This is a genomic window from Aquabacterium humicola, assembly GCF_030167915.1.
In the GTDB taxonomy this organism is placed as follows: domain Bacteria; phylum Pseudomonadota; class Gammaproteobacteria; order Burkholderiales; family Burkholderiaceae_C; genus Pseudaquabacterium; species Pseudaquabacterium humicola.
Window position 1 is genome coordinate 1158272 of the sequence record NZ_JARGNB010000001.1, and the last position, 23823, is coordinate 1182094.

A 23823-nucleotide genomic window follows, 5' to 3' on the forward strand; every position below is an offset into this window, starting at 1 on the left:
GTCAGTCGTGCCAGGCGGGGGCCGGCGTCGTCGCTGACAGCAGCTCCGGCTGGCGCGCCAGCAGCAGCTCGACCGCCTTGCGGCCTTCGTTGAAGCCGACCTTCAGGTTCTCGTGGTCCCAGCGGTAGTCGACCATGGTCGCGACGTCGAGCGGGATCTCGACGACACGCGGCACGCGGCCCGCACTCTTGCGCAGGTGGCTCTTGAACAGCGCGATGTCGTTCTGGCCGACCTCGGCCGCGAACTGCTGGCACAGGTTGCCCAGGCTGTCGTGCAGGTTGCGCTGCAGCCGCACCTGCTGGTAGTCGACGATGCGGCAGACCCAGATCTCGTCGAGGTCCGGGTGGTCCTCGACCAGGTTGCGGAAGCTCACCGTGTCGATCAGCGCGCCTTCGCTGTACTCGCAGCCGTCGTCGTTCGGGATCTTCACCGTCTGCTCGATGTAGGGCAGCGCCGAGCAGGCGCACAGGCTGGGCGCGCTGATCGGCAGGTAGTCGCGCCGGGGGCCGGGCTTGCCGCCGCGCAGGCGCGTGCCGCTGCGGTACTCGATCCACTTGTTGTTGAACAGCTGCAGCCGGGCCGCGTGGCCCGGCCGCTGGTCGTCGCGCAGGCGGTAGGCGTTGTGGTAGATCTCGGGCACCGCGCGGTCGTTGAGCGGCAGGCCCGCCCAGCCGTGCGCGCGGAAGTGCGCCACCATCTCGTCGAGCTCGGCGCGCGACATCTCGTCGATGCCCGGCACACCGACGAGGTCGAGCGAGCGGATGTCGATCATCTCGAGCAGCGAGCTGTCGGGGTAGTAGATGTTGCTCAGCCCGTTGATGCCCGACAGGTAGGCCATCGAGGTCATGAAGCGGCTCGCCGGGTGCAGCGCGAGCACGTTGTTCAGCAGGTGCGCGTTGCGGTCGCCGGCGCGCAACCACTTCTGCGGCGACGACAGGAACTGCAGCCAGCGCTCGCCCGCGCCGGGCAGTTCGGTGACCACGTTGAACACATCGGCCCAGGTCTGCGGACTCGTCGCGTGCTGCGCCCACGCCTGCGCGTAGGCCTCGAAGTTCGGCGCAAAGGCCTTGTTGACCGGGAAACCGTTGTACGACGCGGTGTCGCGGAAGGCATGCTCCTCGAAGAACGCATAGGTCTTCGCGGCCGGGTCCGCATCGAGGCACTGGTGGTAGTGGATGCCGACCCAGGCGCCGATGCACGACAGCGACCAGACATCGAACTGGATGCCCTGGCGGCGCAGCGCGTCGAGCGCGCCGATGTGCAGCCCGGCGGCCGGGCCGCCGCCGGCCAGGGCGATCGCGCGCTTCTTGTCGCGTTCTCCGGTCGTCGGTCTGGCCATGTCAGCCCTCCTCCAGTCGATGGACGCTGCCCCTGGCGGCACGCCGCGGCCGAGTGTATGGTCCGCAGCGCGGCCGGTGCAGCCCGGCCGTCCATCGACTGGAGGAGCGACCGGCCATGGCCTTCGAGCTGATCGACGACTGGCGCGGCCGCAAGCGCGTGCCGCCCGCTGCCGCGGCGGTGTCGCCGGGCGCCGCGAAACGACCCCAGGGCCAGGCCGCAGGCGCGGTGTCGGCTGCGGCGGTCCCGGCCGATGGCGCCGCCATCGAGTCGCAGCTGCGCGCGCTCGACCTCGACATCCTCTCGGTGCACTGCTACGAGGACGTCGGCTACCCGTGGATCCAGGTCAGCTTCGAGAACACGATCTCGCCGGCGGTGGCCCTGAAGATCGGCGACGCGCTGGCGAAGGCAGCCGGCGTCGAGACGGTGTACTTCAACAGCCTGCGGCCGCGCGCGGTGTATTTCCTGCTGGCATACGCCTTCGACGAACCGCGCGAGCTCGACGCGTCGCGCTACGGCGAGACCTTGCGCGAGATCAGGCGGGCCTGGGGCCGATCCGCAGGCTGACCGTGTCGAACTCCGGGTTCGCCTGCGAGCTCGGCAGGTCGCCCATGCGGGCGCGGAACAGCAGCTCGTCGGTCACCCGGAGGCGGCGGCTCATCTCGCGCGCGATGTTCATCTGGACCAGCGCGAACTGCTCCAGGTCTTTCTCGTACAGGCGCATCAGGTGCGCGGGGGTCAGCTCGATCGCCGTGCAGTCGAACACGGCGCGCACGCTGGCACTGCGCGGGAACAGGTCGAGCAGTGCCATCTCGCCGATGCAGTCGCCGGCACCGAGCTCGCGCAGCAGCAACTCGCGCCCTTCCCACTGCTTCAGGATCGAGACCCGGCCCGACTCGAGCACGTACATCGACTGCGCGGGCTCGCCTTCGCGGAAGAAATAGGCCCCGGCCGCCACGTGCACCGACGGCGCCGGCTCCAGCAGGTAGGCCAGCGCGTCCTCGCGGATCGCGCCGAAGATCGGCATCTGCTGCAGCAGCTCGATGCGCACGGTGTGCATGTCGGCCCCTCGAGAGTGGCGAACCGGAAGCGGCGAACCCAGCATAGCCGCCCGACACGGCGCGCGCTAGAGTCGGCGAAAACGGTTACCGAGGAGACTTTCATGGCGATCACAAGCACCAGCGCCGCCCGCAAGGACGATCTCCTGGCCCCGGTCAAGACGCTGGTGCAGGCCAAGCTGCCGGCCGAGCAGCGCGAGACGCTCGCCGCCTTCGTCGACCAGTACTTCGGCCAGGTCGACCCCGAGGACCTCGCCGAGCGCGACACCGGCGACCTGTACGGCGCGGCGCTGTCGCACTGGCATTTCGCGCGCAAGCGCGAGCCCGGCCGCGCGAAGGTGCGCGCCTTCAACCCGACGATCTCCGAGCACGGCTGGCAGTCGACGCACACGATCATCGAGATCGTCAACGACGACATGCCCTTCCTCGTCGATTCGGTGACGATGGAGGTCAATCGCGACGGGCTGACCCTGCACCTGATCGTGCACCCGATCCTCGACGTGCAGCGCGACGCCAACGGCGTGCTGCAGGGCCTGGGTGGCGGCACGCGCGAATCCTTCATGCATGTCGAGGTCGACCGCGTGCCCGAGCCGCAGCGGCTGGAGACGCTGGTGGCCGACATCGAGCGCGTGCTGGGCGACGTCCGCGCCGCCGTCACCGACTGGCAGGCGATGCGCGACCGCGTGACGGCGCTGGTGCAGCAGATCGACGTCAGCCCGCCACCGCTGCCGCGCGACGAGGTCAGCGAGGGCCAGGCCTTCCTGCGCTGGCTGGCCGACAACCACTTCACCTTCCTCGGCTGCCGCAGCCACACGCTGGGACTGCACGACGGCCAGGACGTCGTCGGCGTCGTCGCCGGCTCGGGCCTCGGCATCCTGCGCGACGAGGCGGCGCTGGACGTCGTGCCCACCTACACCGCGCTGCCGCCCGAGGTGCGCGCCTTCGCGCGCCGGCCCGAGCTGCTGGTGGTCACCAAGTCGACCGCGCGCTCCACCGTGCACCGGCCGGGCTACCTCGACTACATCGCCGTCAAGCGCTTCGGTGCCGACGGCGAGGTGGTCGGCGAGGACCGCTTCCTCGGCGTCTTCACCTCGACGGCCTACAGCGCGAGCCCGGTGGACATCCCGCTGCTGCGCCGCAAGGTCGGCGAGATCGTCGAGCGGGCGGGCCTGACCGCGGGCAGCCACGCCGGCAAGGCGCTGCTGAACATCCTCAACACCTACCCGCGCGACGAGCTGTTCCAGACGCCGACCGACGAGCTGCTGCACATCGCGATGGGCATCCTGCACCTCGGCGACCGGCAGCGCTTCCGCGTCTTCGTTCGCCGCGATCCGTTCGAGCGCTTCCTGTCCTGCATGATCTACGCGCCGCGCGAGAACTACACCACCGAGCTGCGCCAGAAGTGGCAATCGATCCTGGTGCAGGCCTTCAACGGCCTGGGCTCGGAGTTCAACGTCGCGCTCAGCGAATCGGTGCTCGGGCGCATCCACATCACGGTGCGCACACAGCCCGGGCACATCCCGGCCTTCGACGTGCGCGAGATCGAGCAGCGCCTCGTCGCCGCCGCCCGGCGCTGGGAAGACGACCTGAAGACCGCGCTGCTCGAATCGGCGGGCGAAGCGCGCGGCGTCGCGCTGCTGCGCCAGTACGGCGCCGCCTTCCCGGCGGGCTACCGCGAGGATTTCAGCGCCCGCGCCGCCGTGCCGGACATCGAGATGATGGCCCGCCTGACCGATGCCGAGCCGGTGGCGATGAGCCTGTACCGCCCGCTCGAGGCCGCACCGGGCACGCTGCGCTTCAAGCTCTTGCGCCTCGGCGAGCCGCTGACCCTGTCGGCCAGCCTGCCGATGCTCGAGCACATGGGCATGAAGGTGCTCGACGAGCACCCGTACCACGTCGCGCCCAAGGATGCCGCGCCGGTGTGGATCCACGACTTCGGGCTGCGCGCCGAAGCCGGCGGCGAGGTCGAGGTCGACGATCTGCATGCCGTCTTCGAGGAGGCCTTCGCCGCGGTGCTGCGCGGCGAGGTCGAGAACGACGACTTCAACCGCCTCGTCGTCGCCGCGCAGCTGCCGGCCTACGAGATCGTCGTGCTGCGCGCGTATGCGCGCTACATGCGGCAGATCGGCTTCGCGCTGTCGCAGGCCTTCGTCGAGCAGACGCTGGTCGCCCATGCCGGCATCGCGCGCGAGCTGCTGGCGCTGTTCAAGGCGCGCTTCGATCCGGCCGGCGGCGCCGAGAACGACGCCCGCGCGAAGGCCCACCAGCAGGCGATCGAGAAGGCGCTCGAGCAGGTGGCGAACCTGTCCGAAGACCGCGTGCTGCGCCAGCTGCTCGGGCTGATGCTCGCGACCACCCGCACCAACTGCTGGCGCCGCAACAGCGCCGGCCAGCGCCGCGGCTTCCTGTCCTTCAAGTTCGATTCGTCGAAGGTGCCCGGGCTGCCGGCGCCCAAGCCGATGTTCGAGATCTTCGTCTACTCGACGCGCTTCGAGGGCGTGCACCTGCGCGGCGGCAAGGTCGCGCGCGGCGGGCTGCGCTGGTCGGATAGGCCGGAAGACTTCCGCACCGAGGTGCTGGGCCTGGTGAAGGCGCAGATGGTCAAGAACACCGTCATCGTGCCGGTGGGCTCCAAGGGCGGCTTCGTGCTGAAGAAGGCGCCGCCGCCGAGCGACCGCGACGCGTACATGAAGGAAGGCATCGCCTGCTACCAGGACTACCTGCGCGGCCTGCTCGACGTCACCGACAACCTCGTCGGCGGCAAGATCGTGCCGCCGCCCGACGTGCGCCGCCACGATCCGGACGACCCCTACCTCGTCGTCGCCGCCGACAAGGGCACCGCCACCTTCAGCGACTACGCCAACGCGATCAGCAAGGAGTACGGCCACTGGCTCGGCGATGCCTTCGCCTCCGGCGGCTCGATCGGCTACGACCACAAGGCGATGGGCATCACCGCGCGCGGCGCGTGGGAATCGGTCAAGCGCCACTTCCGCGAGATGGGCGTGGACACGCAGTCGCAGGACTTCACCGTCGTCGGCATCGGCGACATGTCGGGCGACGTGTTCGGCAACGGCATGCTGCTGTCGCCGCACATCCGGCTGGTCGCCGCCTTCGACCACCGCCATGTGTTCCTCGACCCGAACCCGAACGCCGCGATCGGCTTCGCCGAGCGCCAGCGCCTGTTCACCTTGCCGCGCTCGTCGTGGGCCGACTACGACGCCAAGCTGATCTCGCCCGGCGGCGGCGTGTTCGCGCGCAGCGCGAAGTCGATCGCGATAACGCCCGAAGTACGTGCCGTGCTCGGCCTCGCTGCGGACACCGAATCGATGACGCCGACCGAGCTGGTCAACGCGATCCTGAAGGCGCCGGTCGACCTGCTCTACAACGGCGGCATCGGCACCTACGTGAAGGCCGAGAGCGAGACGCATGCGCAGGTCGGCGACCGCGCCAACGACGCGCTGCGCGTCAACGGCCACGAGCTGCGCTGCAAGGTGGTCGCCGAAGGCGGCAACCTCGGCTGCACGCAGCTCGGCCGCATCGAGGCCGCGATGGCCGGCGTGCGCATCAACACCGACGCGATCGACAACTCCGCCGGCGTCGACACCTCGGACCACGAGGTCAACATCAAGATCCTGCTCGGGCTGCCGGTCGCCGACGGCGAGCTCACCGAGAAGCAGCGCAATGCGCTGCTGCCGGAGATGACCGACGAGGTCGCTGCGCTGGTGCTGCGCGACAACGTCTTCCAGACGCAGGTGCTGTCGGTCACCGGCCACATCGCGCCGCAGCTGCTCGACGCGCAGGCGCGCTTCATGCAGTTCCTCGAGAAGGCCGGCCGGCTGAACCGCGCGATCGAGTACCTGCCCGACGACGACGCGATCGCCGAGCGCCGCGCCGCGGGACTGGGGCTGACCTCGCCCGAGCGCGCGGTGCTGCTGGCCTACAGCAAGATGTGGCTGTACGACGAGCTGGTGGCCTCGCCGCTGCCCGACGATCCGTGGGTGGCCACGGCCCTCGAGCGCTATTTCCCGCAGCGGCTGAAGAACGGCTTCGCGCACTGGATGCCGCGCCATCCGCTCAAGCGCGAGATCATCGCCACGCACGTCATCAACAGCATGCTCAACCGCGTCGGCAGCACCTTCGTGCACCGGCTCGGCGAAACCACCGGCGCGCGGCCCTTCGAGATCGTGCGTGCCTACCTGATCAGCCGCGAGATCTTCGGCATCGTCGGCCTGTGGGTGGCGATCGAGGCGCTGGACAACAAGGTGGCCGACGCGGTGCAGTCGCACATGCTGATCGACCTGTCGCGCCAGCTCGAGCGCGGCACCAAGTGGTTCCTGCGCTCGAAGCGGCTTGGCGAGGACATGGCGGCGACGATCGGCCACTTCACGCCCGGCGTCGAAGGCATCCGCGCGCGGCTGCCGCAGCTGCTGGAGGCCGACGAGCGCGCGCGCGTCGACAAGGCGATCGCGAACTACGTCGACCAGGGCGTGCCGCGCGAGCTGGCCGAGCGCGTCGTCAACTTCGCGGCGCTGTTCTCGACCTTGGACATCGCCGAAGTCGCCGGCAACGCCAAGCGGCCGGTGGAGCCGGTGGCCGCGGTCTACTTCGACATCACCGCGCGGCTGGGCATCTCGTGGCTGCGCGACCGCATCGCCGCGCTGCCCGGCGACCAGCACTGGCAGATGCTGGCCAAGGGCGCGATGCTCGACGACCTGCAGAGCCTGCAGCGCGGCATCACCGGCGCGGTGCTTGGCGGCGGAGCGGGTGATGCGGAGCCCGCGGCATTGGTCGGCCACTGGGTCGCCGACAACCAGCGTGCGCTGGAACGCGCCTCGCAGCTGATGACCGAGCTGCGCGCCGCCCCGGCGCCGGATGCGGCCATGCTGTCGGTGGCGCTGCGGGAGCTGCGGGCGCTGGGCTGATCAGGCGGCCCGGCGGACGGGGCGCCGGGCCAGGACCCGCGTCACGCGAAGAGGCGCTGCGCGAGCGCCTCGTCCAGGCCCTCCACGCCCTCGAGCTGCACGCCGAAGCGCTTCGCGAGCACCTCGCGCAGCGCGTCGGCGCTGTCCAGTTCCTGCGACTCGACGCGGCCGTCGAGCCCGTAGAAGGTGAGTTGCCGGTCGCGCAGCGCCAGCCGCCCGTCGGGCAGCGCGCGGGCGGCGACCAGCGTGCTGCGAAACATCGACTGCGGGTGCTGGCACAGGTAGAAGCAGGCCATCTCGTAGTCGACGCGCAGCTGCGGCTGCTGGTCGAAGCGGTAGAGGTCGCGCCATTCGCCATGCACTTCGACCTGGGCCGTGTACAGGCCATCGGCGTGGTTCAGGCGCGCCGGGCCGTGCGGCGTGGTCTGCGGCGAGCGGCGGTCGAGCCGCAGCGGCGCGGTCAGCGTGTGGCCGCCGAAGCCGACATCGGCCAGGTAGCGGGTGACGCCGATGGTCACCAGCAGCAGCATGTGGGTGCGCGGCCGCGGCGTGTCGTCGGGCGCGTTCCAGCGCACCCGTGCGGCGAGCTCCAGCACGGTGAAGCCCAACGCGCGCAGCGCGGCGGCAAGCAGCAGGTTGTGCTCGAAGCAGAAGCCGCCGCGGCGCTGGTGCACCAGCTTGCGTTCGAGCGACGGCACGTCGAGCGCCAGCGGCCGGCCGAGCCAGGGATCGAGGTTCTCGAAGGGAATGGCCTGGGCGTGCGCGCGTTGCACGGCGGCGAGCACGGCCAGGGTGTTGCTGCGTTCGCCGGCGTAGCCGATGCGGTGCAGGTAGTGGTCGAGGGACAAGTCGGACATGGCCACCATCATCGCATCGCGACCGGCGCCGTCCCCCCACGAAGTGGGGATGGAGGGGGCCGGTTCAGCGCATCGCGAGCGGGCGTTTCTGTTTCGGCGGCGGAAAGTGGCGGTCGAGCGCCGCCAGCACGTCGGCCGGCAGCGTCGTGCCGGCGGCGGCGAGGTTGTCCTGCAGGTGCTGGCGGTTCACCGCCTTCGGGATGCCGACGACGCCCGGCTGCGCCTGCACCCAGGCCAGGGCCAGCTGCGCGGCCGACAGCCCGAGCGGCGCGCCGAGCGCGGCCAGCGCATCGGCGCGCGCGAGCGCGCCTTCGTCGATCGGGCTGTAGGCCATCAGCGGCAGGCCCCGCGCGCGCTGCCACGGCAGCAGCGCCGCCTCGGGGCCGCGTTCGCTCAGCGAGTAGTAGACCTGGTTGACCGCGCACGGCGCGCCGGACGGCCCGGTCACGGCGGCCAGCTCCTCGAGGTCGTCGACGTCGAGGTTGCTGACGCCCCAGTGCAGCAGGTGTCCCTCGGCCACCAGCGCCTGCATCGCCTCGGCGGTCTCGGCCAGCGGATGCGACCCGCGCCAGTGCAGCAGGTACAGGTCGATGCGCTCGAGCTGCAGCCGCTGCAGGCTGCGCGCGCAGGCCGCCGGCACGCCGCGACGGCTGGCGTTGTGCGGATAGACCTTGCTGACGACGAAGAGCTGGTCGCGGCTGACGTCGCCCGCGCGCAGCGCATCGGCGATGGCCTGCCCGAGCACCGTCTCGGCACCGCCTTCGCCGTACATCTCGGCGGTGTCGAAGAGCCGGTAGCCGAGCGCGATCGCGTCGCGGATCGCGGCGATCTCGGCGCGCCGGCGGCCCGCCGATTCCCCGTAGCGCCAGGTGCCGAGCCCGAAGGCGGGCATCCGGGCACCACCGGGCAGTTCGAGGGTCTTCATCGCGGCCTCCGCTGCAGCTGCTGACAGGGCAGTTTGGCATGCGGACGGCAGCGCGCGCCGGCCTGGGCGACACTGTCGGCCGATGCAGCACGAACTCCCCTCGACGCTGAAGGTCGCGACCATCTGGATGCTGGTCGGCCTGGCCGTCTTCCTCGGCGTGCAGGCCTGGCAGCGCGAGGCGCGCGCCAGCCGCTTCACCGCCAACGACGGCGTGATCGAGATCCGCCGCGCCGACGACGGCCACTACCACTGGCCGGGCGAGATCAACGGCCGGCGCGTCGTCTTCCTGATCGACACAGGCGCCACCGGCACGGCGATCTCGACCGCGCTGGCCGCCGAGCTCGGGCTGCCGGTGGAACGCGAGGTCACGTCGATGACCGCCAACGGCCCGGCGCGCGGGCAGGAAGTGCGGGCCGACGTGAAGCTCCAGGGCGGCGTGCTGGCCGAGCGCCTGCGCATCACCGCGCTGCCCGGGCTCGGCATGCAGCCGCTGCTGGGCATGAACGTGCTCGGCCAGTTGCGCTGGCAGCAGCGCGACGGCGTGCTGCGCATCGAGGGCGGCGCGCCGGGCGCGCCGCGCTCCTGAACGCCGTCAGGCGCGCAGCTCGTCGACGCTGCGGCCGGCCGCCAGCGCCGCCTTGAACCAGCCGGGCCGCGGGCCGCGGCCCGACCAATGGTTGCCGGCGCCGTCGCTGAAGCCGCGGCGCCCCTTGGCCTTCTTCTTCGGCGCGGCCGTGGCGCCGACCCGGGCCTGGGGGCCCGGCTTGCCGCGTAGGCTGCGGCCGAAGCCGAGCTCCTCGGCACTGATCGCGTACAGCGCGATCGCCTGCTTGATGCGTTCTACGACGCTCGATTTCTCCCTGGCCTTCAGCGCCTCCGCTTCGCGTTGCAGCGACTCGATGCGCTTTCGGATATCAGCCAGTGATGACGATGCCAACTGGGGCTCCGGTGGGTGAGGACAGGCCGGGAGCATAAGCGAGCCGCCCGCCGCCCGTATTCCGGCGCCTGTCGCTGATGCAAGATCGGCCCATGGGCACCCCGTTCGAAGATTCGTCGTCGCCGGCAGCGCTGCCGGCCATCACCCAGCGCCGGCTGATCGGCACGCGGCAGCTGTCGCCGGTCGAGCTGCTCGAGGCCTGCATCGCGCGCATCGAGGCCTTCGAGCCGGCGGTCAACGCGCTGTGCGCCACCGACTTCCAGCGCGCCCGCGAGGCCGCCCGTGCCGCCGAGGCCGCGCTGATGCGCAACGAGCCGCTGGGCCCGCTGCACGGCCTGCCCGTCGGCATCAAGGACCTCGAGGACACCGCCGGCCTGCGCACCACCTACGGCAACATCGCGTTCCGCAACCATGTGCCGGCGGCCGACGCGCTGATCGTCGAGCGCCTGAAGGCGGCCGGCGCGATCGTGCTGGCGAAGACCAATACGCCGGACGGCGGCGCCGGCGCGAACACGCGCAACGCCGTCTGGGGCGCCACCGGCAATCCCTTCGACCCGAGGCTCAATGCCGGCGGCTCGTCCGGCGGCTCGGCGGTCGCGCTGGCGCTGGACTACCTGCCGCTGGCCACCGGCTCGGACCTCGGCGGCTCGCTGCGCATCCCGGCGGCGCTGTGCGGCGTCGTCGGCTTCCGGCCGTCGCCCGGGCTGGTGCCGAACGAGACCCGCGCGGTGGCCTTCAGCCCGCTGTCGATCACCGGGCCGATGGCGCGCTCGGTCGGCGACCTCGAGCTGATGCTGCAGGCGATCAGCGGCGCCGATGCGCGCGACCCGTGGTCGCACGGGCCGCGCTTCGAGCCGCAGCCGATGCCGGACCTGTCGCGCCTGTCGATCGGCTACACCGAGGACTTCGGCGGCTGCGCGGTGGACGAGGACATCCGCCGCAGCTTCCGCGACCGCATCGATGCGCTGGCCAACCGGGTCGGCCGGCTCGAGCCGGTGGACTTCCCGTACGGCGACGCCGACCGCGCCTTCGACGTGCTGCGCGCCGAGAGCTACCTGGCGAACCACCTCGACGCGTGGCGCGAGCGGCCGCAGACCCTATCGCCCAATGTACGCGCCAACATGGCGCTCGCCGCGCAGTTCACGCTGGCCGACGGCGCCGCCGCCGGCGCCGAGCAGGCACGGCTCGCGCGCGCGCTCGCCGCGCTGCTGCAGCGCCACCACCTGATCCTCGCGCCGGTGACGCCGGTGTCGCCCTTCCCCTGGTCGACCTGGTACGCCGAGCAAGTGCAGGGCCGGCCGATGCGCAACTACTACCACTGGCTGGCGCTGACCTATGTGATCACCTTGACCGCGCACCCGGCGCTCGCGCTGCCCTGCGGCCGCGACCAAAGCGGCCTGCCCTTCGGCCTGCAGCTGATCGGCCGGCTGCACGGCGATGCGCCGCTGCTGGCCGCCGCCCGCGCGCTGGAGGCGCTGTTCGCCGACGACCCCACGCTGGCGCGCCCGCGCCCCGATGTCGCCGCGCTGCGCACGCCGCAGCCGGCGCTGAAGTCCATCGTCACCGACCCGCCGACATGACGTCTCCCGACTCCTTCGACGTGGCCATCGTCGGCGCCGGCATCGCCGGCGCGTCGCTGGCCTGGCACCTCGCGCCGCATGCCCGCGTGCTGCTGCTCGAACGGGAATCGCAGCCCGGCTACCACACCACCGGCCGCAGCGCGGCGATGTTCATGGAGAGCTACGGCCCGCCGCAGGGCCGGGCGCTGACGCGCGCGAGCCGCGCCTTCTACACCGCGCCACGGCCCGGCTTCGCCGAGGGGCCGCTGCTGGCGCCGCGCGGCGCACTCTACGTCGGCTGGGCCGGCGACGAAGCGCGCCTCGACGAGGTCGAGGCCGGCTTGCGCGCCACCGGCAGCGTGATCGAGCGCATCGACGCCGCCGTCGCGCTCGCGCTGTGCCCGGTGCTGCGGCCCGAGGGCCTGCTCGGCGGTCTGTGGGAAGCCGACGCGATGGACATCGACGTGCACGCGCTGCACCAGGGCTTCCTGCGCGGGGCGCGCCATCCGCCGAGCGGCCCGGGCGCGACGCTGCGCTGCGATGCGGGGCTGGTGCAGGCCGAGCGCGCCGGCGGGCATTGGACGCTCACTTTGCAGGATGGCAGGCACGTCACCGCGCGCACGCTTGTGAACGCCGCCGGCGCCTGGGCCGACCCGGTAGCGCAGCTCGCCGGCGCCCGGCCGCTCGGGCTGCAGCCCAAGCGCCGCAGCGCATTCGCCTTCGCCGCGCCAGAGGGCCTCGACGTGCGGCGCTGGCCGACGGTCGACCGCGTCGACGACAGCTGGTACTTCAAGCCCGATGCCGGCCGACTGCTCGGCAGCCCGGCCAACGTCGACCCGGTGCCGCCGCACGACGTGCAGCCCGAGGAGCTGGACATCGCCACCGGCATCCACCGCATCGAGCAGGACACGACGCTGCGGATCCGGCGTCCGCAGCGCAGCTGGGCCGGCCTGCGCACCTTCGCGCCGGACGGCGAGCTGGTCATCGGCTGGGACGGCATCGTCGACGGCTTCTTCTGGCTCGCCGGCCAGGGCGGCGTCGGCATCCAGACCGCGTGGGCCGCCGGCGCGCTGGCCGCGGCCCTGTGGCGCGGCGTGCCGCTGCCGCCGCCACTGCAGGCGCAGCGCGTCGAGCCGGACCGCCTGTCGCCGCGCCGCTTCGGCTGAGCCGTCGGGGCAAACCCGCACTTGACCCGGCACCAAGGTGCCGGCTTTATCCTGCGGACAGCTTCCCAATTCCTGCGCCGGCCGATGTCCGACCCCCTGCCCGTTCCCGCTGCGCTGACCACCGCGCGCCTGTGCACCGCCGCCGGCGTGACGCGTGGCCTGCTGCGCCTGTACGAAGAAGAAGGCCTGCTGCCGCCGCCGCGGCGCAGCGACAGCGGCTACCGCCACTACCCGCCGGACACGGTCGATCGCCTGCAGGCGATCCGGCTGCTGAAGGACCTGGGCCTGACGCTGCGCGAGATCGCGCTGGTGCTCGCGGTGCACGACGGGGGTCCGATCGACGCCGTGTCGCTGCAGTCGATGGCGCGCACGCAGCTCGCGCAGGTCGATGCCCGGCTCGCGCGGCTGCAACTGCTGCGCGCCGTGCTCGTCGATGCGGCCGAGGGCCGCATGGACCGCATCACCGATCCCGAGTGCCGCTTCCTGATCGACTTCCTCGCCGCGGGCACCGCCGCCCCGGCGGCGACCGCACCGGCACAGGCCGCCGCATGAAGCGCCGCCACGTCCTGCTGGGCACGCTGGGCGCCGCTGGCGCGCTGGCGATCGGCTGGTCGCTGCTGCCGGTGCGCCAGCGGCTGCTCACGTCGACGCCGCTGCCGACCACGCCCGACCGCCCGGCCCTGAACGGCTGGCTCAAGATCGGCCGCGACGACCGCGTGACGGTGATGATGGCCAAGAGCGAGATGGGCCAGGGCATCCACACCGCGCTGGCGATGCTGGTGGCCGAGGAGCTCGACGCCGACTGGGCCACCGTGGGCATCGAGATGGCGCCGGTCGATGCGATCTACAACAACCTCGCCACCGTCGTCGACGCGCTGCCCTTCCATCCCGATGACCAGGGCCGGATCAAGCGGCTCGCCGGTTGGCTGACCGCGAAGTCGATGCGCGAGATCGGCGTGATGGTCACCGGCGGCTCGTCGAGCGTGAAGGACCTGTGGGGGCCGATGCGCGAGGCCGGTGCGTCGGCCCGCGGGATGCTGGTGGGCGCCGCCGCGGCGGCCTGGGGCGTGCCCGCGGCCGAGATCGACGTGCGCGCCGGCGTCCTCCGCCATGGCGGCAGCGGCCGCTCGTCGCGCTTCGGCGCCTTTGCCGAGCGGGCGGCGCAGCAGCCGCTGCCGGGCGCGCCGGCGCTGAAGGACCCGGCGCGCTTCACGCTGATCGGCAGGCCGCAGCGGCGGCTGGAGAACGCCGCCAAGCTCGACGGCAGCGCACGCTTCGGCATCGACCAGCGGCCGCCGGGCCTGCTGTACGCCAGCGTGCGCATGTGCCCGACGCTCGGCGGCAGCGCCATCGGCTTCAAGGACGACGCGGCGCGCCAGCTGCCCGGCTTCAAACACGCGCTGCGCGTGCCGGGCCAACGCGGCGGCACCGGCGGTGTCGCGGTGATCGCCGATTCGCCCTGGCATGCGATGCAGGCCGTGAAGGCGCTCGACGTGCAATGGGACGCGGGCCCCGCGGCGTCGCTGTCGAGCGCGGCGATGATGCAGCAGCTGGCCGACGCGCTGACGTCCGAAGCGAGCGGCAGCGTGTACTTCAGCCAGGGTGACGCCGCTGCCGCGCTGCAGTCGGCCGCCAGGACCATCGAGGCCGAATACCGCGCACCACCGCTCGCGCACTCGACGATGGAACCGCAGAACTGCACCGTGCTGCTGCGCAACGACGGCAGCGCGACGGTGTGGGCGCCGACGCAGGTGCCGGACTTCGCGCTCGCCGCGGCGGCCGAGGCGTTGCAGATCCCGGCCGAGCGCATCCGGCTCGAGATCCCGCTGCTCGGCGGCGGCTTCGGCCGCCGGCTGGAGGTCGACTTCATCGCCCAGGCAGCGGCGATCGCGCGCGCCTTGCCCGACCAGCCGGTGCAGACATTCTGGTCGCGCGAAGAGGACATGACGCACGACTTCTACCGGCCGCCGGCGGTCGCGCGCTACCGCGCCGGCTTCGATGCGCAGGGCCGCCTCGTCGGCCTCAGTGCACGATCGGCCGCGCCGTCGATCGTGCACCAGGTGGTCGAGCGTCAGTTCGGCCTGCCCGGCGCGGGGCCGGACAAGACCACCGCCGAGGGCGCCTTCGACCAGCCCTACGAATGGCCGGCCGCGCGAATCGCGCACGCCATCGTCGAGCTGCCGATGCCGGTGGGCATGTGGCGTTCGGTGGGCCATTCGCACAACGCATTCTTCAAGGAGAGCTTCGTCGACGAGATGGCCGCGGCCGCCAAGCAGGACCCGCTGGCCTTCCGCGTCGCGCTGCTGCAGCGGCACCCGCGGCACCGCGCGGTGCTCGAACGCGCCGCGACCTTGGCGGGCTGGGGCACGCCGCTCGAGGCCTTGCCGGACGGCACGAGGCGCGCGCGCGGCCTGGCGCTGCACGAATCCTTCGGCTCGGTGGTGGCGCAGGTGGCCGAGGTATCCGTCGGCACCGACAAGGCGATCCGCGTGCACCGCATCGTCGCGGTGATCGACTGCGGCTTCCCGGTCAACCCGAACGGCATCCGTCAGCAGCTGGAGAGCGCGATCGTCTTCGGCCTGTCGGCCGCGCTGCACGGCGAGATCACGCTCGACAAGGGCCAGGTGCAGCAGACCAACTTCCACCAGCAGCCGATGCTGCGCTACGACGAATGCCCGGTGATCGAGACCGACATCATCGCCAGCACCGCGCACCCCGAAGGCGTTGGCGAGCCCGGCACGCCGCCGGTGGCGCCGGCGGTGGCCAACGCGCTGTTCGCGCTGACCGGGCAGCGGCTGCGCAGCCTGCCGCTGAAGCTCGCCTGAACACCCTAACGGCTTAAAGACATGACATCGCTGACCATCAACGGCCAACCCGTCACCGCGAAGGCGGAAGGCGACACTCCGCTGCTGTGGGTGCTGCGCGGCGAGCTGCAGCTCACCGGCACCAAGTTCGGCTGCGGCATGGCGCTGTGCGGCGCCTGCACCGTGCACCTCGACGGGGTGCCGATCCGCAGCTGCTCGACGCCGCTGGCGGCCTGCGCCGGCAAGGCGGTGACCACGATCGAGGGCGTGCAGGGCCCGGAGATCGCCGCGCTGCGCCGCGCCTGGACCGAGCTCGACGTCGTGCAGTGCGGCTACTGCCAGAGCGGCCAGCTGATGAGCGCGTGTGCGCTGCTGAAGTCGACGCCGAAGCCCGACGACGCGCAGATCGCGCAGGCGATGAGCGGCAACCTGTGCCGCTGCGGCACCTATCCCCGGATCAGAGCGGCCATCAAGCAGGCGGCGGGCTGATCGGCTGGGGCGGCTCGGGCGGCTGCATGTCGTGGTCGCGCAGCATCACCGGGTGGCGCGCACCGTTGGCCACGCGGCGCCGCACCGCGGCCTCGATCTCGGCGGCATGGGCCGTGTAGGTCGCAATCGGATCGTCGTCGCTGTGGGTCGGCCGGTAGCGGTAGTGCAGCGTCTGCCTGCCGATGCTGGCGCCGATCGCCACGCCGTCGATCTCGACCCAGAAGCGCACCGTGCCGGAGGGCTGGTCGTAGATGGGATCCGGGGACATGGGCTGGCTCGAGTCGTTCTGGTGGAGGTTCGATGGTGACCGGCAGGCCCGGCGGCGTCCGTGCGCTCGCGCACGGACAAGTCGGCGGTACTGGAGGACAAGGCGGGATCATCCACCCCTGCTGCGCCCCGCTCCCCCAATGCCTGCCTTCGCCACCCTCCCCCCGGCGCAGACCGCCGCTGCGCGGCGCTCAGGCCCGCGGCTCGCCGTCCCGGTTGACGGTGACGGTCGACCCCTGCGGCGGGGCGGTCATCTGCACGCGGTGCTCCTGGCCCCGGAAGCGGTAGGTCACCTCCCAGTGGTCGGGCTGCTGGCTGACCGCCGCGTCGTCGCAGCGCTGGAAGTCGCGGAACGAGCCGGGCCGGCCGTTGTCGTCGCGGCCGACGCGGGCTCCGATCGCACCGCCGGCGACGGCGCCGCCGACCGTGGCGATCTGCTTGCCGCTGCCGCCGCCGACCTGGTGGCCGAGGATGCCGCCGATCACCGCGCCGGCGATCGCCGCCGGCACGTTGCTGCGGCTTTGCTCGGGCAGCTGTTCGCGTTCGGCCCAGCAGCGGGTCTCCGGCGGGCCCATCACCGCGCGCACCGAGATCACGTCGGCCTGGTACAGCCGTTCGCCGCCGCGCCGGCGGAAGTCGCGATCGATGCGCGGCGAGGGCGCGTAGCGCTCGTCGTCGACGCGCTGCTGCATGCGCACCGCGCGCACCGAGGAGATGCGGTCGTCCAGCCCCATCGCGGCCAGCGACGGGTAGTTGCCCCGGCGCAGCACCACGCAGCGGCCGCCGAAGTCGGCGTCCTCGCAGACCTCCCAGCGGTTGCTGGTGACCACCGCCGAGGACGCGCGGTCGTTGAAGCGGCGCTCGAAGTTGCGCACCTGCTCCTGCGTGGTGAACGAGCGGCCTTCGTAGCCCTCGCTCTCATAGAACGTGACCTGCGCCGCGACCTGCGCGGTGGCCGTCAGGGCGACCAGCGCCAGGACGATTGTCGAGCGGACCTTCATGGTGTTCTCCGGTGGGCTGTGAAGTGCACCGAAGCCGATCGGCAACCGCGGTGTTCGTGGGACTGTCCGAGTCTGGAAAGCCCGGCCGGGCGCGGCCATCGGAGGTCGGCGCGAGCCGGCGTAGTCGTTGTCCTAGGACTGCCATGGTCTCGAGCCTGCTGACGGTGCTGCAGCGCCGCCCGGTCACCGTGCCCGTGGCGGTCGCGGCGGCGGTGCTGCTGCTGTTCCAGTTCGCCGGCGGGGGCTCGTACAGCCTGGCGGCGCTGAGCGCGGCCAGCCTGATCGCGCTGGTGCTGTTCCTGCGGCAGACCGCCGCGCTCACGCGGCGGGAGCACGAGGCGCAGCAGCAGATGGCGTCGGCGAACGACCGGCTGCAGCTCGAGGTGCTGCAGCGCACCGCGCAGCTGACCGACCTGACGCACCACCTGCAGACGGCGCGCGAGGACGAGCGCAACCGCCTGGCGCGCGAGCTGCACGACGAGCTCGGCTCGCTGCTCACCTCGGCGCGGCTCGATGCAGCCCGCATCAAGTCGCGGCTGGGCGGCGCCGCGCCCGAGGCCCAGGAGCGCCTCGCCCACCTGGTCGAAACGCTCAACAGCATCGCCGCGATGAAGGCCCGCATCATCGAGAACCTGCGCCCCTCGGCGCTGACGATGCTGGGGCTGCCGACGACGCTGGAGATCCTGTGCCGCGAGTTCGCCGACGCCTCGGGCATCGACGTGCACCGCACGATCGAGCCGCTGCGCCTGCGGCCGAATGCCGAGCTGGTGGTCTACCGGCTGGTGCAGGAGGCCCTGACCAACATCAGCAAGTACGCGCAAGCCCGCAACGTGTGGATCAGCCTGGCGCTGCACGAGGGCGCCGTCCTGGCCTCGGTGCGCGACGACGGCATCGGCTTCGACACGCACACCGCCACGCGCGCCGCCTATGGCCTGGTCGGCATGCGCTATCGCGTCGCGGCCGAAGGCGGCACGTTGGCCATCGAGTCCTCGCCGGGGCACGGCGCGTTGATCCTGGTGACCCTGCCGCCGTCGACGCTGGCCCCGGCCGGGGGCGCCGCGGCGGTGTAGTGCCTGTCCCACAGCCGGTCGTCGGCTTGTCCGATGGACCGCCGAGGCGCGTCCACCCAGAGTGATCCACCACCTCAGCGAACCGGGCCTTCGCCCGCCAACCCGTCCGCGGTGCGAACCCGAGAGGGAGCCTCCATGCCCCGCACCGCCCCGAACCACCGACCGCTGTCCCTCATCGCCCTGACCGCCGCGGGGGCCGTGCTGCTGCTGTCGGCCTGTGCCAGCACGCCGCCGCCGAACGAACAACTGGCCGTCGGCCAGGCCGCCGTCGAACGCGCGAACTCGTCCGCCGCCGCCGACGCGCCGCTGCTGCTGGCCGCGGCGCGCAGCAAGATCGCACGCGCCGACGCCGCCCGCACCGCCGGCGACCACGTGCTGGCACGCGAGCTGGCCGAGCAGGCCGAGGCCGACGCCACGCTGGCCGAGGCCCAGGCGCGGGCGCTGCGCTCGCAGCGCGCGCTGGCCGAAGTGCGCGACGGGCTGCGCCAGCTGCGCGACGAAGCCGGCCGCAAGTGAACACCACCTTCCGCGGCCCCGTGGCCGCCCCCCGAATCCCGGAGAACCGAAGCATGAACCACACCCTCACCACCGGCGCGCTGCTGGGCAGCCTGCTGCTCGGCGCCTGCGCCAGCACCCCGATGCCGCCCCCGGCGCTGGTCGAAGCGCGTTCCGCGCTGCGACAGGCCGAAGCCGATCCCGCGGTCGCCTCGCTCGCGCCGCTCGAACTGAAGAAGGCCGTCGATGCGCTGCAGCGCGCGAACACGCTGTTCGCCGAGGACCGCTCGTCGAGCGCCATCGACAGTGCCGCGTACATTGCGGGTCAGCAGGCACGCACCGCGATGGCCGCGGCGCAGGCCAAGGGCAACGAGGCGGCGATCGCCGGCACCCAGGTCGAGCGTGAACGCATGCGCGCCGACATGCGCACCGCCGAGGCACAGCGCGCCCGCGCGCAGACCGGCGTCGCGCAGGCCCAGGCCGGGATGGCGCGCGAGCAGGCCGCCCTCTCCGCGCAGCGGGCCGACATCTCCGCGCAGCGCGCCGACAGCGCCGACCAGCGCAGCGCGACGGCCCAGGCCCAGGCCGCCGACGCGCAGCAGCAGACCGCCGAGCTGCAGCAGCGCCTGAACGCCCTGCAGGCCACGCAGACCGAACGCGGCCTGCTGGTGACCTTGGGGGACGTGCTGTTCGAAACCAACCAGGCCACGGTCAAGCCGGCCGCCAGCGTCTCGCTGCGCAAGCTGGCCGAGTTCCTGCAGGTCTACCCGGGCCGCGTGATCCTGATCGAGGGCCACACCGACAACATCGGCTCGGCCGCGAGCAACGAAGCGCTGTCGCGCCGGCGCGCCGACGCCGTCAATACGATGCTCGGCGCGATGGGCGTGTCCGGCCAGCGCGTGACCACCGTCGGTTATGGCGAGGCCTATCCGGTCGCCGACAACCTCACCGACAGCAACCGGGCGATGAACCGCCGCGTCGAGATCTACATCGCCGAGAACGACCAGCCGGTGCGCGCGCGCCGCTAGCCGGCGAGAACATCGCGCAGGCTGCTAGAACATCGCGCAGGCCTTCGCCGAGCCCCACGGGCGCTTGTCCGGCGGGGGCAGTGGCGGGTTCGGCTCGGCCTTGGCATCGACCTGGCAGTCCAGCGTCGCGCACGGGTTGCCGCCGTGCGCGGCGCAGTAGTTCCAGGCCTCCTCGTAGGTGCTGCAGCGCGCGGCCTTGTTCTGGTTGTCGAACTTCGCCTGCACGCACAGCGCCTGCTTGTTCGCCGGTGTCGGCTGGTCCTTCCACGCGGCGGTGCACTGCTGGTGGGCGGCATCCGGCGCCGGTGGCTTCGCGCCGCTCATCGCCAGCGTCCAGCAGGCGGCGATGAAGTCGGTCTGCGCGCTCTCCACCAGCCGGGTGCTGCCCTTGCACGACGCACTGCCGTCGCCCGGGCAGCAGTTGTAGGTCGTGACGTCGGGATGGTTGGTGGCCAGCCACGGTGTCTTCGCCTTCTGCCCGCCGAGCGCGGTGCTGCCGACGCTGCCGACATGCAGGTTCTTCTGGCCGACCAGCTCGCCCCAGGCGGCGCGCGGCGTCGCGCCGAACACGGTGACCGGCAAGGTGGTCGCCGCCTTCGTGCCGGCGCGCGCGGTGCGCAGCTGCAGCATCGGCGTCAGGTACTCCGCGCCGGTCTTGCTGTTGAACCAGGTCGCGGGATTGGGCATCAGCGCGTCCTCGCCCGCCCCCGGCGCGGCGATCGGCCGCGCGTCGATGATCACCGCGTTCTCCAGCGGATTGGGGCTGCCGGCCGCACCCATCACCTGGTTCCAGCGGCACATCGTGAAGTTGCTCAGGTAGTCGGCCTGCTGCAGCGAGACCGCCGGCGGGTAGTCCATGAACATCACGCCCTGCGCCTTGGCCATCGCCATGCCGAAAGGCAGGTACAGCGCCCACGGCTGCGGTCCGCCGTGCGGATGCGGCCGGGTCGCCGAGTCGTCCTTCCAGCACGCCTTGTCCTTCTCGCAGGCCGCGACCCCGGTGCGTGCCGCCTGGCCGCGCGCCAGGAAGGCCGGATGCACCGTCGCGTAGCGCTGCGTCACCGCGTTGCGCGGGCGGATCGTCACGCTGACCTTCGCCGCTGCGCCGGTGCCCTGGACCTGCACGTCGACCGTCGGATTCTCGACGCCGTCGCGCTGCAGCGACTGCAGCGTGTACTTGCGGATCGTCTCCGCGAGGTCCTTGTAGTAGGGCTGGTACGGCGCCGGCAGCCACGAGGCATCGGGGTACAGGCTGCGCACGGTGTCCAGCGTGCCGAGCTGATAACTCACCGAGGACGCGTCCGCCTTTGGCGCTGCCGGCGCGGCATGCGCGGGCAGTACCAGCGGCAGCCAGGCCGCGATCGCCGCCAACCCGCGGCACAGCAAGCTCTTCATGGCGTCTCCCTTCGGATCAGGACCGGGCCAGCCGCTGCAGCGCGTCGTGCAGCTCGGTGGCATCGCCGCTGGTGGCCAGCAGCTCGTCGGCGATGCGCGTGGCCTCCTGCGCGTCGGCCGACGGCCGCAGCGCGGCGACGATGCGCGGCAGCATCAGCTTCTGCAGGTCGCTGATGCGCGGCGGCGTGGCCTGGGCCGCGAAGCTGGCATCGTGCGGAACCGGGAAGCTCACCGGCGCATCGGTGCGCGCCGTCTTGCGCGACAGCACCGCCTCGAAGCCGGGCGCCTCGTCCGTGCGGTCGCCCAGCGCCCAGCGCGCGCGCGGTACGCCGAACCACTGCAGCAGCGTCGCGAGGATCGACGTGTGGTCGAACGGGGTCGGCTGCCCGGAGCGGAACACGGTCTTCTCGTCGATCCACGGCGAAACCACGATCGCCGGCACGCGCACGCCCATCATGTCGTAGGCGAAGCCGTCGTTGACGTCGTTCGGCCACGGGTTGCGCGCATACGGCGGTGGCACATGGTCGTAGATGCCGCCGTGCTCGTCGAAGGTGATCACGAAGAGGGTCTGTTCCCAGTGCGGGCCGCCGCGCAGCGCTTCGTAGATCTCGTTGAGCGCCTGCTCGCCGGGCACGAGGTCCGCGCCCGGGTGGTAGCTGGTGGTGCCCACCGGCGCGATCCATGCCGGCTCGAGGAAGCTGAAGGCCGGCAGGTTGCCGGTGCGCGCATCGGCCTTGAACTGGTCGATGGTCGAGATCCAGTTCGACGGCGTCTTGTCGACGGTGGGGATCTGCCCCTGCAGGTACAGGTGGTAGGTGTGCACGAAGTTCATCCACTCCACCGAGTGGTAGATCTTCCAGTCGCCGATGCCCTGGCTCCACAGCACCTTCCAGATCGACTGGCGGTGCGGGTAGTCCGGCCAGTAGAGGTAGTCGTTGCCGTTCTGCCAGTTGTTCAGCTTCATCATCGCCGAGCCGCTGAACGCGAACGCGCGGTTCGGGTCGGTGGCGCCGGGCATCGAGCAGAACCACTCGTCGCTGACCGCGAAGCTCTTCGCCAGCCCGTTGATGACGCTCAGCTGCTCGGGCGTGTAGGTCCACATCACCTGGTCGACGCCGTTGTTCCAGACGAAGCCGCCCATGTCCGGCTTCGCACGCTGCGAGTAGCCCTGCCGGTTGGTGAAGAAGCACTGCCGCAGCACGTCGCTCTTGTCGTGGTACGGGTCCTGCGGCAGGAAGTCGCTGGTGCGCTCGCCGTCGAACGGCTGGCCGTCGAGGAATTGCTTCAGGTGCACCGCGCGGTCGTTGGTGCTCGGGTCGACGTTGAACATCGCCGTCGACGCGCCGTCGAAGGGCCGGTCGTCGCCGATGAAGCGCAGGCCGGCATCGCCCTTCGCGTGCAGCCAGCCGAGCAGGTGGTCGAACGAGCGGTTCTCCAGCATCAGGTAGACGACATGCTTGATGCGGCTGCGCATGAAGTCCACCGTGCCGGGCTGGGCCGCGCGCGCCGTGTCCACCGGGATAGGCGGCTGGATGCCCAGCAGCGTGGTCTGCGCGTCGAAGCCCGCGGGCAGCGTGCCGCTGCGCAGCGGCACGCCCTTCGGGCCGTTCTTCGCGCCGACAAGCACCGCCGGGTCGTGCGGGTCGAAGCGCCACAGGCGGTAGCGCCGGTCGGCGGGGGTCCAGTCGAGCACCAGGTCGCCGATGGGCACCAGCTCGTGGGTGGCGTCGATGCCGGCGTCGCCGTCGGTCCAGCGCCCCGACTGCACCGCCGGCAGGGCCAGCGGCGGCTGGCCCTGCGGATCGAAGCTGTAGAGCGCCCATTGCCCGCTCGCGCGCTCGCGGTCGAGCACGTAATTGTTCATCGGCAGCAGCTCGTGGCCGAACTCGATCTGGTCGAAGCTGCCCTGCGGCGTGTACGGCGCCGGCAGCGGATCGAGGCCGCCGCACGAGGGCGGCCGGCCCTGGCGCGGCTGCTGCGAGCCGGGATCGAAGTTCCACAGCTGGTAGGTGCCGCGTCCTTCGGTGGGTATCACGTTGAGCACGAAGCCACCCAGCGGCAGCAGCATCAGCTGCTCGCCGGAATCGAAGCCCTCGTGCGCACCCTGCGGGTTGCCGAAATCCGGGCGGTAGGCCCAGAACTTGGTCTTGGTCCACAGGCCCTTCTGCACGCTGGCCGACGGCAGGTTCAACGGATCGGCCGCGCTGGCATCGAAGCGCAGCAGCCGGAACGGGAAGCACGGCTGATACGCCTTCAGCGTCTGCGGCCCCCATTCGAGCAGGTAGGCGCCGATCTGCACGATCTGGTGCGTGCGGTCGAAGCTCGGGCGCGGGCCGCTGCCGGCCGGTGTGCTGCCGAGTGCGGTGAGCAGCTCGGGCGCATCGGGATCGAAGCGCCACACGGCGTACTCGTCGCTGTCGGTCCGTCGGCTCAGCACGAACTCGTGACGCGAGACGGGAACGGTCGCCATGAAGCACCTCCTCGTACAGCCCGGCGCGATGCTACTCGCGGG

At 71.8% G+C, this 23823-nt stretch carries 20 protein-coding genes; 11 read left to right on the forward strand and 9 right to left on the reverse strand.

The annotated features are described in order from the left end of the window. Position 1 precedes the first annotated feature (1 nt). Positions 2 to 1339 (reverse strand): patatin-like phospholipase family protein, encoded by a 1338-nt coding sequence (locus P1K89_RS05135; protein WP_284615292.1) that lies wholly within the window; start codon positions 1337 to 1339, stop codon positions 2 to 4. Between the two features lie 116 nt (positions 1340 to 1455). On the opposite strand from P1K89_RS05135, the gene P1K89_RS05140 reads away from it, so the two are divergent. After that, the gene (locus P1K89_RS05140; protein ID WP_284615293.1) at positions 1456 to 1905 is read left to right on the forward strand and encodes a hypothetical protein; all 450 of its coding nucleotides are present in this window, start codon (positions 1456 to 1458) and stop codon (positions 1903 to 1905) included. On the opposite strand, the gene P1K89_RS05145 is transcribed toward P1K89_RS05140, so the two are convergent. Beyond that, entirely contained in the window at positions 1874 to 2398 is a 525-nt protein-coding gene (locus P1K89_RS05145) for a Crp/Fnr family transcriptional regulator (RefSeq protein ID WP_284615294.1), read from the reverse strand. The two genes, P1K89_RS05140 and P1K89_RS05145, sit on opposite strands and share 32 nt — an antisense overlap. Before the next feature lie 102 nt (positions 2399 to 2500). Between P1K89_RS05145 and P1K89_RS05150 the strand changes: the two genes are divergently transcribed. Further along, positions 2501 to 7318, forward strand: coding sequence for an NAD-glutamate dehydrogenase (locus P1K89_RS05150; protein WP_284615295.1), 4818 nt, complete (start codon positions 2501 to 2503; stop codon positions 7316 to 7318). Between the two features lie 41 nt (positions 7319 to 7359). On the opposite strand, the gene P1K89_RS05155 is transcribed toward P1K89_RS05150, so the two are convergent. Together P1K89_RS05155 and P1K89_RS05160 are read right to left on the reverse strand one after the other, a co-directional pair. Beyond that, complete coding sequence (locus P1K89_RS05155; protein ID WP_284615296.1) at positions 7360 to 8175, reverse strand: arylamine N-acetyltransferase family protein; 816 nt, start codon at positions 8173 to 8175, stop codon at positions 7360 to 7362. Positions 8176 to 8239: 64 nt separating this feature from the next. Continuing rightward, positions 8240 to 9100, reverse strand: a complete 861-nt coding sequence (locus P1K89_RS05160; protein ID WP_284615297.1) for an aldo/keto reductase — start codon at positions 9098 to 9100, stop codon at positions 8240 to 8242. Positions 9101 to 9182: 82 nt separating this feature from the next. On the opposite strand from P1K89_RS05160, the gene P1K89_RS05165 reads away from it, so the two are divergent. Further along, positions 9183 to 9686 (forward strand): retropepsin-like aspartic protease family protein, encoded by a 504-nt coding sequence (locus P1K89_RS05165; protein WP_284615298.1) that lies wholly within the window; start codon positions 9183 to 9185, stop codon positions 9684 to 9686. Between the two features lie 6 nt (positions 9687 to 9692). Here P1K89_RS05165 and P1K89_RS05170 read toward each other — a convergent pair whose 3' ends face one another. After that, positions 9693 to 10037 (reverse strand): H-NS histone family protein, encoded by a 345-nt coding sequence (locus P1K89_RS05170; RefSeq protein WP_284615299.1) that lies wholly within the window; start codon positions 10035 to 10037, stop codon positions 9693 to 9695. A gap of 92 nt (positions 10038 to 10129) precedes the next feature. On the opposite strand from P1K89_RS05170, the gene P1K89_RS05175 reads away from it, so the two are divergent. The 5 genes from P1K89_RS05175 to P1K89_RS05195 all read left to right on the forward strand — a co-directional run bounded on the left by P1K89_RS05175 (position 10130) and on the right by P1K89_RS05195 (position 16055). Next, a complete protein-coding gene (locus tag P1K89_RS05175; protein ID WP_284615300.1) occupies positions 10130 to 11617 on the forward strand; it encodes an amidase in 1488 nt (495 codons plus the stop codon). Beyond that, complete coding sequence (locus P1K89_RS05180; protein ID WP_284615301.1) at positions 11614 to 12762, forward strand: NAD(P)/FAD-dependent oxidoreductase; 1149 nt, start codon at positions 11614 to 11616, stop codon at positions 12760 to 12762. The genes P1K89_RS05175 and P1K89_RS05180 overlap by 4 nt, the downstream gene beginning before the upstream one ends. A gap of 84 nt (positions 12763 to 12846) precedes the next feature. After that, positions 12847 to 13314 (forward strand): MerR family transcriptional regulator, encoded by a 468-nt coding sequence (locus tag P1K89_RS05185; RefSeq protein WP_284615302.1) that lies wholly within the window; start codon positions 12847 to 12849, stop codon positions 13312 to 13314. After that, positions 13311 to 15587 carry a xanthine dehydrogenase family protein molybdopterin-binding subunit gene (locus P1K89_RS05190; RefSeq protein WP_284615303.1) on the forward strand — a complete coding sequence of 759 codons (2277 nt, stop codon included), beginning with the start codon at positions 13311 to 13313 and terminating at the stop codon, positions 15585 to 15587. Before P1K89_RS05185 ends, P1K89_RS05190 begins: the two co-directional genes overlap by 4 nt. Positions 15588 to 15608: 21 nt before the next feature. Then, entirely contained in the window at positions 15609 to 16055 is a 447-nt protein-coding gene (locus tag P1K89_RS05195; protein ID WP_284615304.1) for a (2Fe-2S)-binding protein, read from the forward strand. Here P1K89_RS05195 and P1K89_RS05200 read toward each other — a convergent pair. Together P1K89_RS05200 and P1K89_RS05205 are read right to left on the reverse strand one after the other, a co-directional pair. Further along, positions 16036 to 16323: a DUF1488 family protein gene (locus P1K89_RS05200; protein ID WP_284615305.1), complete on the reverse strand. Its 288-nt coding sequence runs from the start codon at positions 16321 to 16323 to the stop codon at positions 16036 to 16038. The genes P1K89_RS05195 and P1K89_RS05200 overlap by 20 nt on opposite strands. Positions 16324 to 16513: 190 nt before the next feature. Then, positions 16514 to 17323, reverse strand: coding sequence for a beta/gamma crystallin-related protein (locus P1K89_RS05205; RefSeq protein WP_284615306.1), 810 nt, complete (start codon positions 17321 to 17323; stop codon positions 16514 to 16516). 143 nt (positions 17324 to 17466) lie between these two features. Here P1K89_RS05205 and P1K89_RS05210 point away from each other — a divergent pair, with 143 nt between their 5' ends. From P1K89_RS05210 to P1K89_RS05220, 3 genes are all read left to right on the forward strand, one after another. Beyond that, positions 17467 to 18393: a sensor histidine kinase gene (locus tag P1K89_RS05210; RefSeq protein WP_284615307.1), complete on the forward strand. Its 927-nt coding sequence runs from the start codon at positions 17467 to 17469 to the stop codon at positions 18391 to 18393. Positions 18394 to 18528: 135 nt separating this feature from the next. Continuing rightward, entirely contained in the window at positions 18529 to 18909 is a 381-nt protein-coding gene (locus P1K89_RS05215; protein ID WP_284615308.1) for a DUF4398 domain-containing protein, read from the forward strand. A 53-nt stretch (positions 18910 to 18962) separates the two neighbouring features. Then, positions 18963 to 19916: an OmpA family protein gene (locus tag P1K89_RS05220; protein WP_284615309.1), complete on the forward strand. Its 954-nt coding sequence runs from the start codon at positions 18963 to 18965 to the stop codon at positions 19914 to 19916. Between the two features lie 24 nt (positions 19917 to 19940). Here P1K89_RS05220 and P1K89_RS05225 read toward each other — a convergent pair whose 3' ends face one another. Both P1K89_RS05225 and P1K89_RS05230 read right to left on the reverse strand, forming a co-directional pair. Beyond that, positions 19941 to 21311 carry a hypothetical protein gene (locus P1K89_RS05225; protein ID WP_284615310.1) on the reverse strand — a complete coding sequence of 457 codons (1371 nt, stop codon included), beginning with the start codon at positions 21309 to 21311 and terminating at the stop codon, positions 19941 to 19943. A 16-nt stretch (positions 21312 to 21327) separates the two neighbouring features. After that, the gene (locus P1K89_RS05230; RefSeq protein ID WP_284615311.1) at positions 21328 to 23781 is read right to left on the reverse strand and encodes an alkaline phosphatase family protein; all 2454 of its coding nucleotides are present in this window, start codon (positions 23779 to 23781) and stop codon (positions 21328 to 21330) included. Between the last annotated feature and the right edge of the window lie 42 nt (positions 23782 to 23823).

Coding starts and splice junctions, on each gene's coding strand:
- P1K89_RS05135 (WP_284615292.1), bottom strand. CDS start 1,339: ATGGCCAGACCGACGACCGGAGAACGCGACAAGAAGCGCGCGATCGCC.
- P1K89_RS05140 (WP_284615293.1), top strand. CDS start 1,456: ATGGCCTTCGAGCTGATCGACGACTGGCGCGGCCGCAAGCGCGTGCCG.
- P1K89_RS05145 (WP_284615294.1), bottom strand. CDS start 2,398: ATGCACACCGTGCGCATCGAGCTGCTGCAGCAGATGCCGATCTTCGGC.
- P1K89_RS05150 (WP_284615295.1), top strand. CDS start 2,501: ATGGCGATCACAAGCACCAGCGCCGCCCGCAAGGACGATCTCCTGGCC.
- P1K89_RS05155 (WP_284615296.1), bottom strand. CDS start 8,175: ATGTCCGACTTGTCCCTCGACCACTACCTGCACCGCATCGGCTACGCC.
- P1K89_RS05160 (WP_284615297.1), bottom strand. CDS start 9,100: ATGAAGACCCTCGAACTGCCCGGTGGTGCCCGGATGCCCGCCTTCGGG.
- P1K89_RS05165 (WP_284615298.1), top strand. CDS start 9,183: ATGCAGCACGAACTCCCCTCGACGCTGAAGGTCGCGACCATCTGGATG.
- P1K89_RS05175 (WP_284615300.1), top strand. CDS start 10,130: ATGGGCACCCCGTTCGAAGATTCGTCGTCGCCGGCAGCGCTGCCGGCC.
- P1K89_RS05180 (WP_284615301.1), top strand. CDS start 11,614: ATGACGTCTCCCGACTCCTTCGACGTGGCCATCGTCGGCGCCGGCATC.
- P1K89_RS05185 (WP_284615302.1), top strand. CDS start 12,847: ATGTCCGACCCCCTGCCCGTTCCCGCTGCGCTGACCACCGCGCGCCTG.
- P1K89_RS05190 (WP_284615303.1), top strand. CDS start 13,311: ATGAAGCGCCGCCACGTCCTGCTGGGCACGCTGGGCGCCGCTGGCGCG.
- P1K89_RS05195 (WP_284615304.1), top strand. CDS start 15,609: ATGACATCGCTGACCATCAACGGCCAACCCGTCACCGCGAAGGCGGAA.
- P1K89_RS05200 (WP_284615305.1), bottom strand. CDS start 16,323: ATGTCCCCGGATCCCATCTACGACCAGCCCTCCGGCACGGTGCGCTTC.
- P1K89_RS05205 (WP_284615306.1), bottom strand. CDS start 17,323: ATGAAGGTCCGCTCGACAATCGTCCTGGCGCTGGTCGCCCTGACGGCC.
- P1K89_RS05210 (WP_284615307.1), top strand. CDS start 17,467: ATGGTCTCGAGCCTGCTGACGGTGCTGCAGCGCCGCCCGGTCACCGTG.
- P1K89_RS05215 (WP_284615308.1), top strand. CDS start 18,529: ATGCCCCGCACCGCCCCGAACCACCGACCGCTGTCCCTCATCGCCCTG.
- P1K89_RS05220 (WP_284615309.1), top strand. CDS start 18,963: ATGAACCACACCCTCACCACCGGCGCGCTGCTGGGCAGCCTGCTGCTC.
- P1K89_RS05225 (WP_284615310.1), bottom strand. CDS start 21,311: ATGAAGAGCTTGCTGTGCCGCGGGTTGGCGGCGATCGCGGCCTGGCTG.
- P1K89_RS05230 (WP_284615311.1), bottom strand. CDS start 23,781: ATGGCGACCGTTCCCGTCTCGCGTCACGAGTTCGTGCTGAGCCGACGG.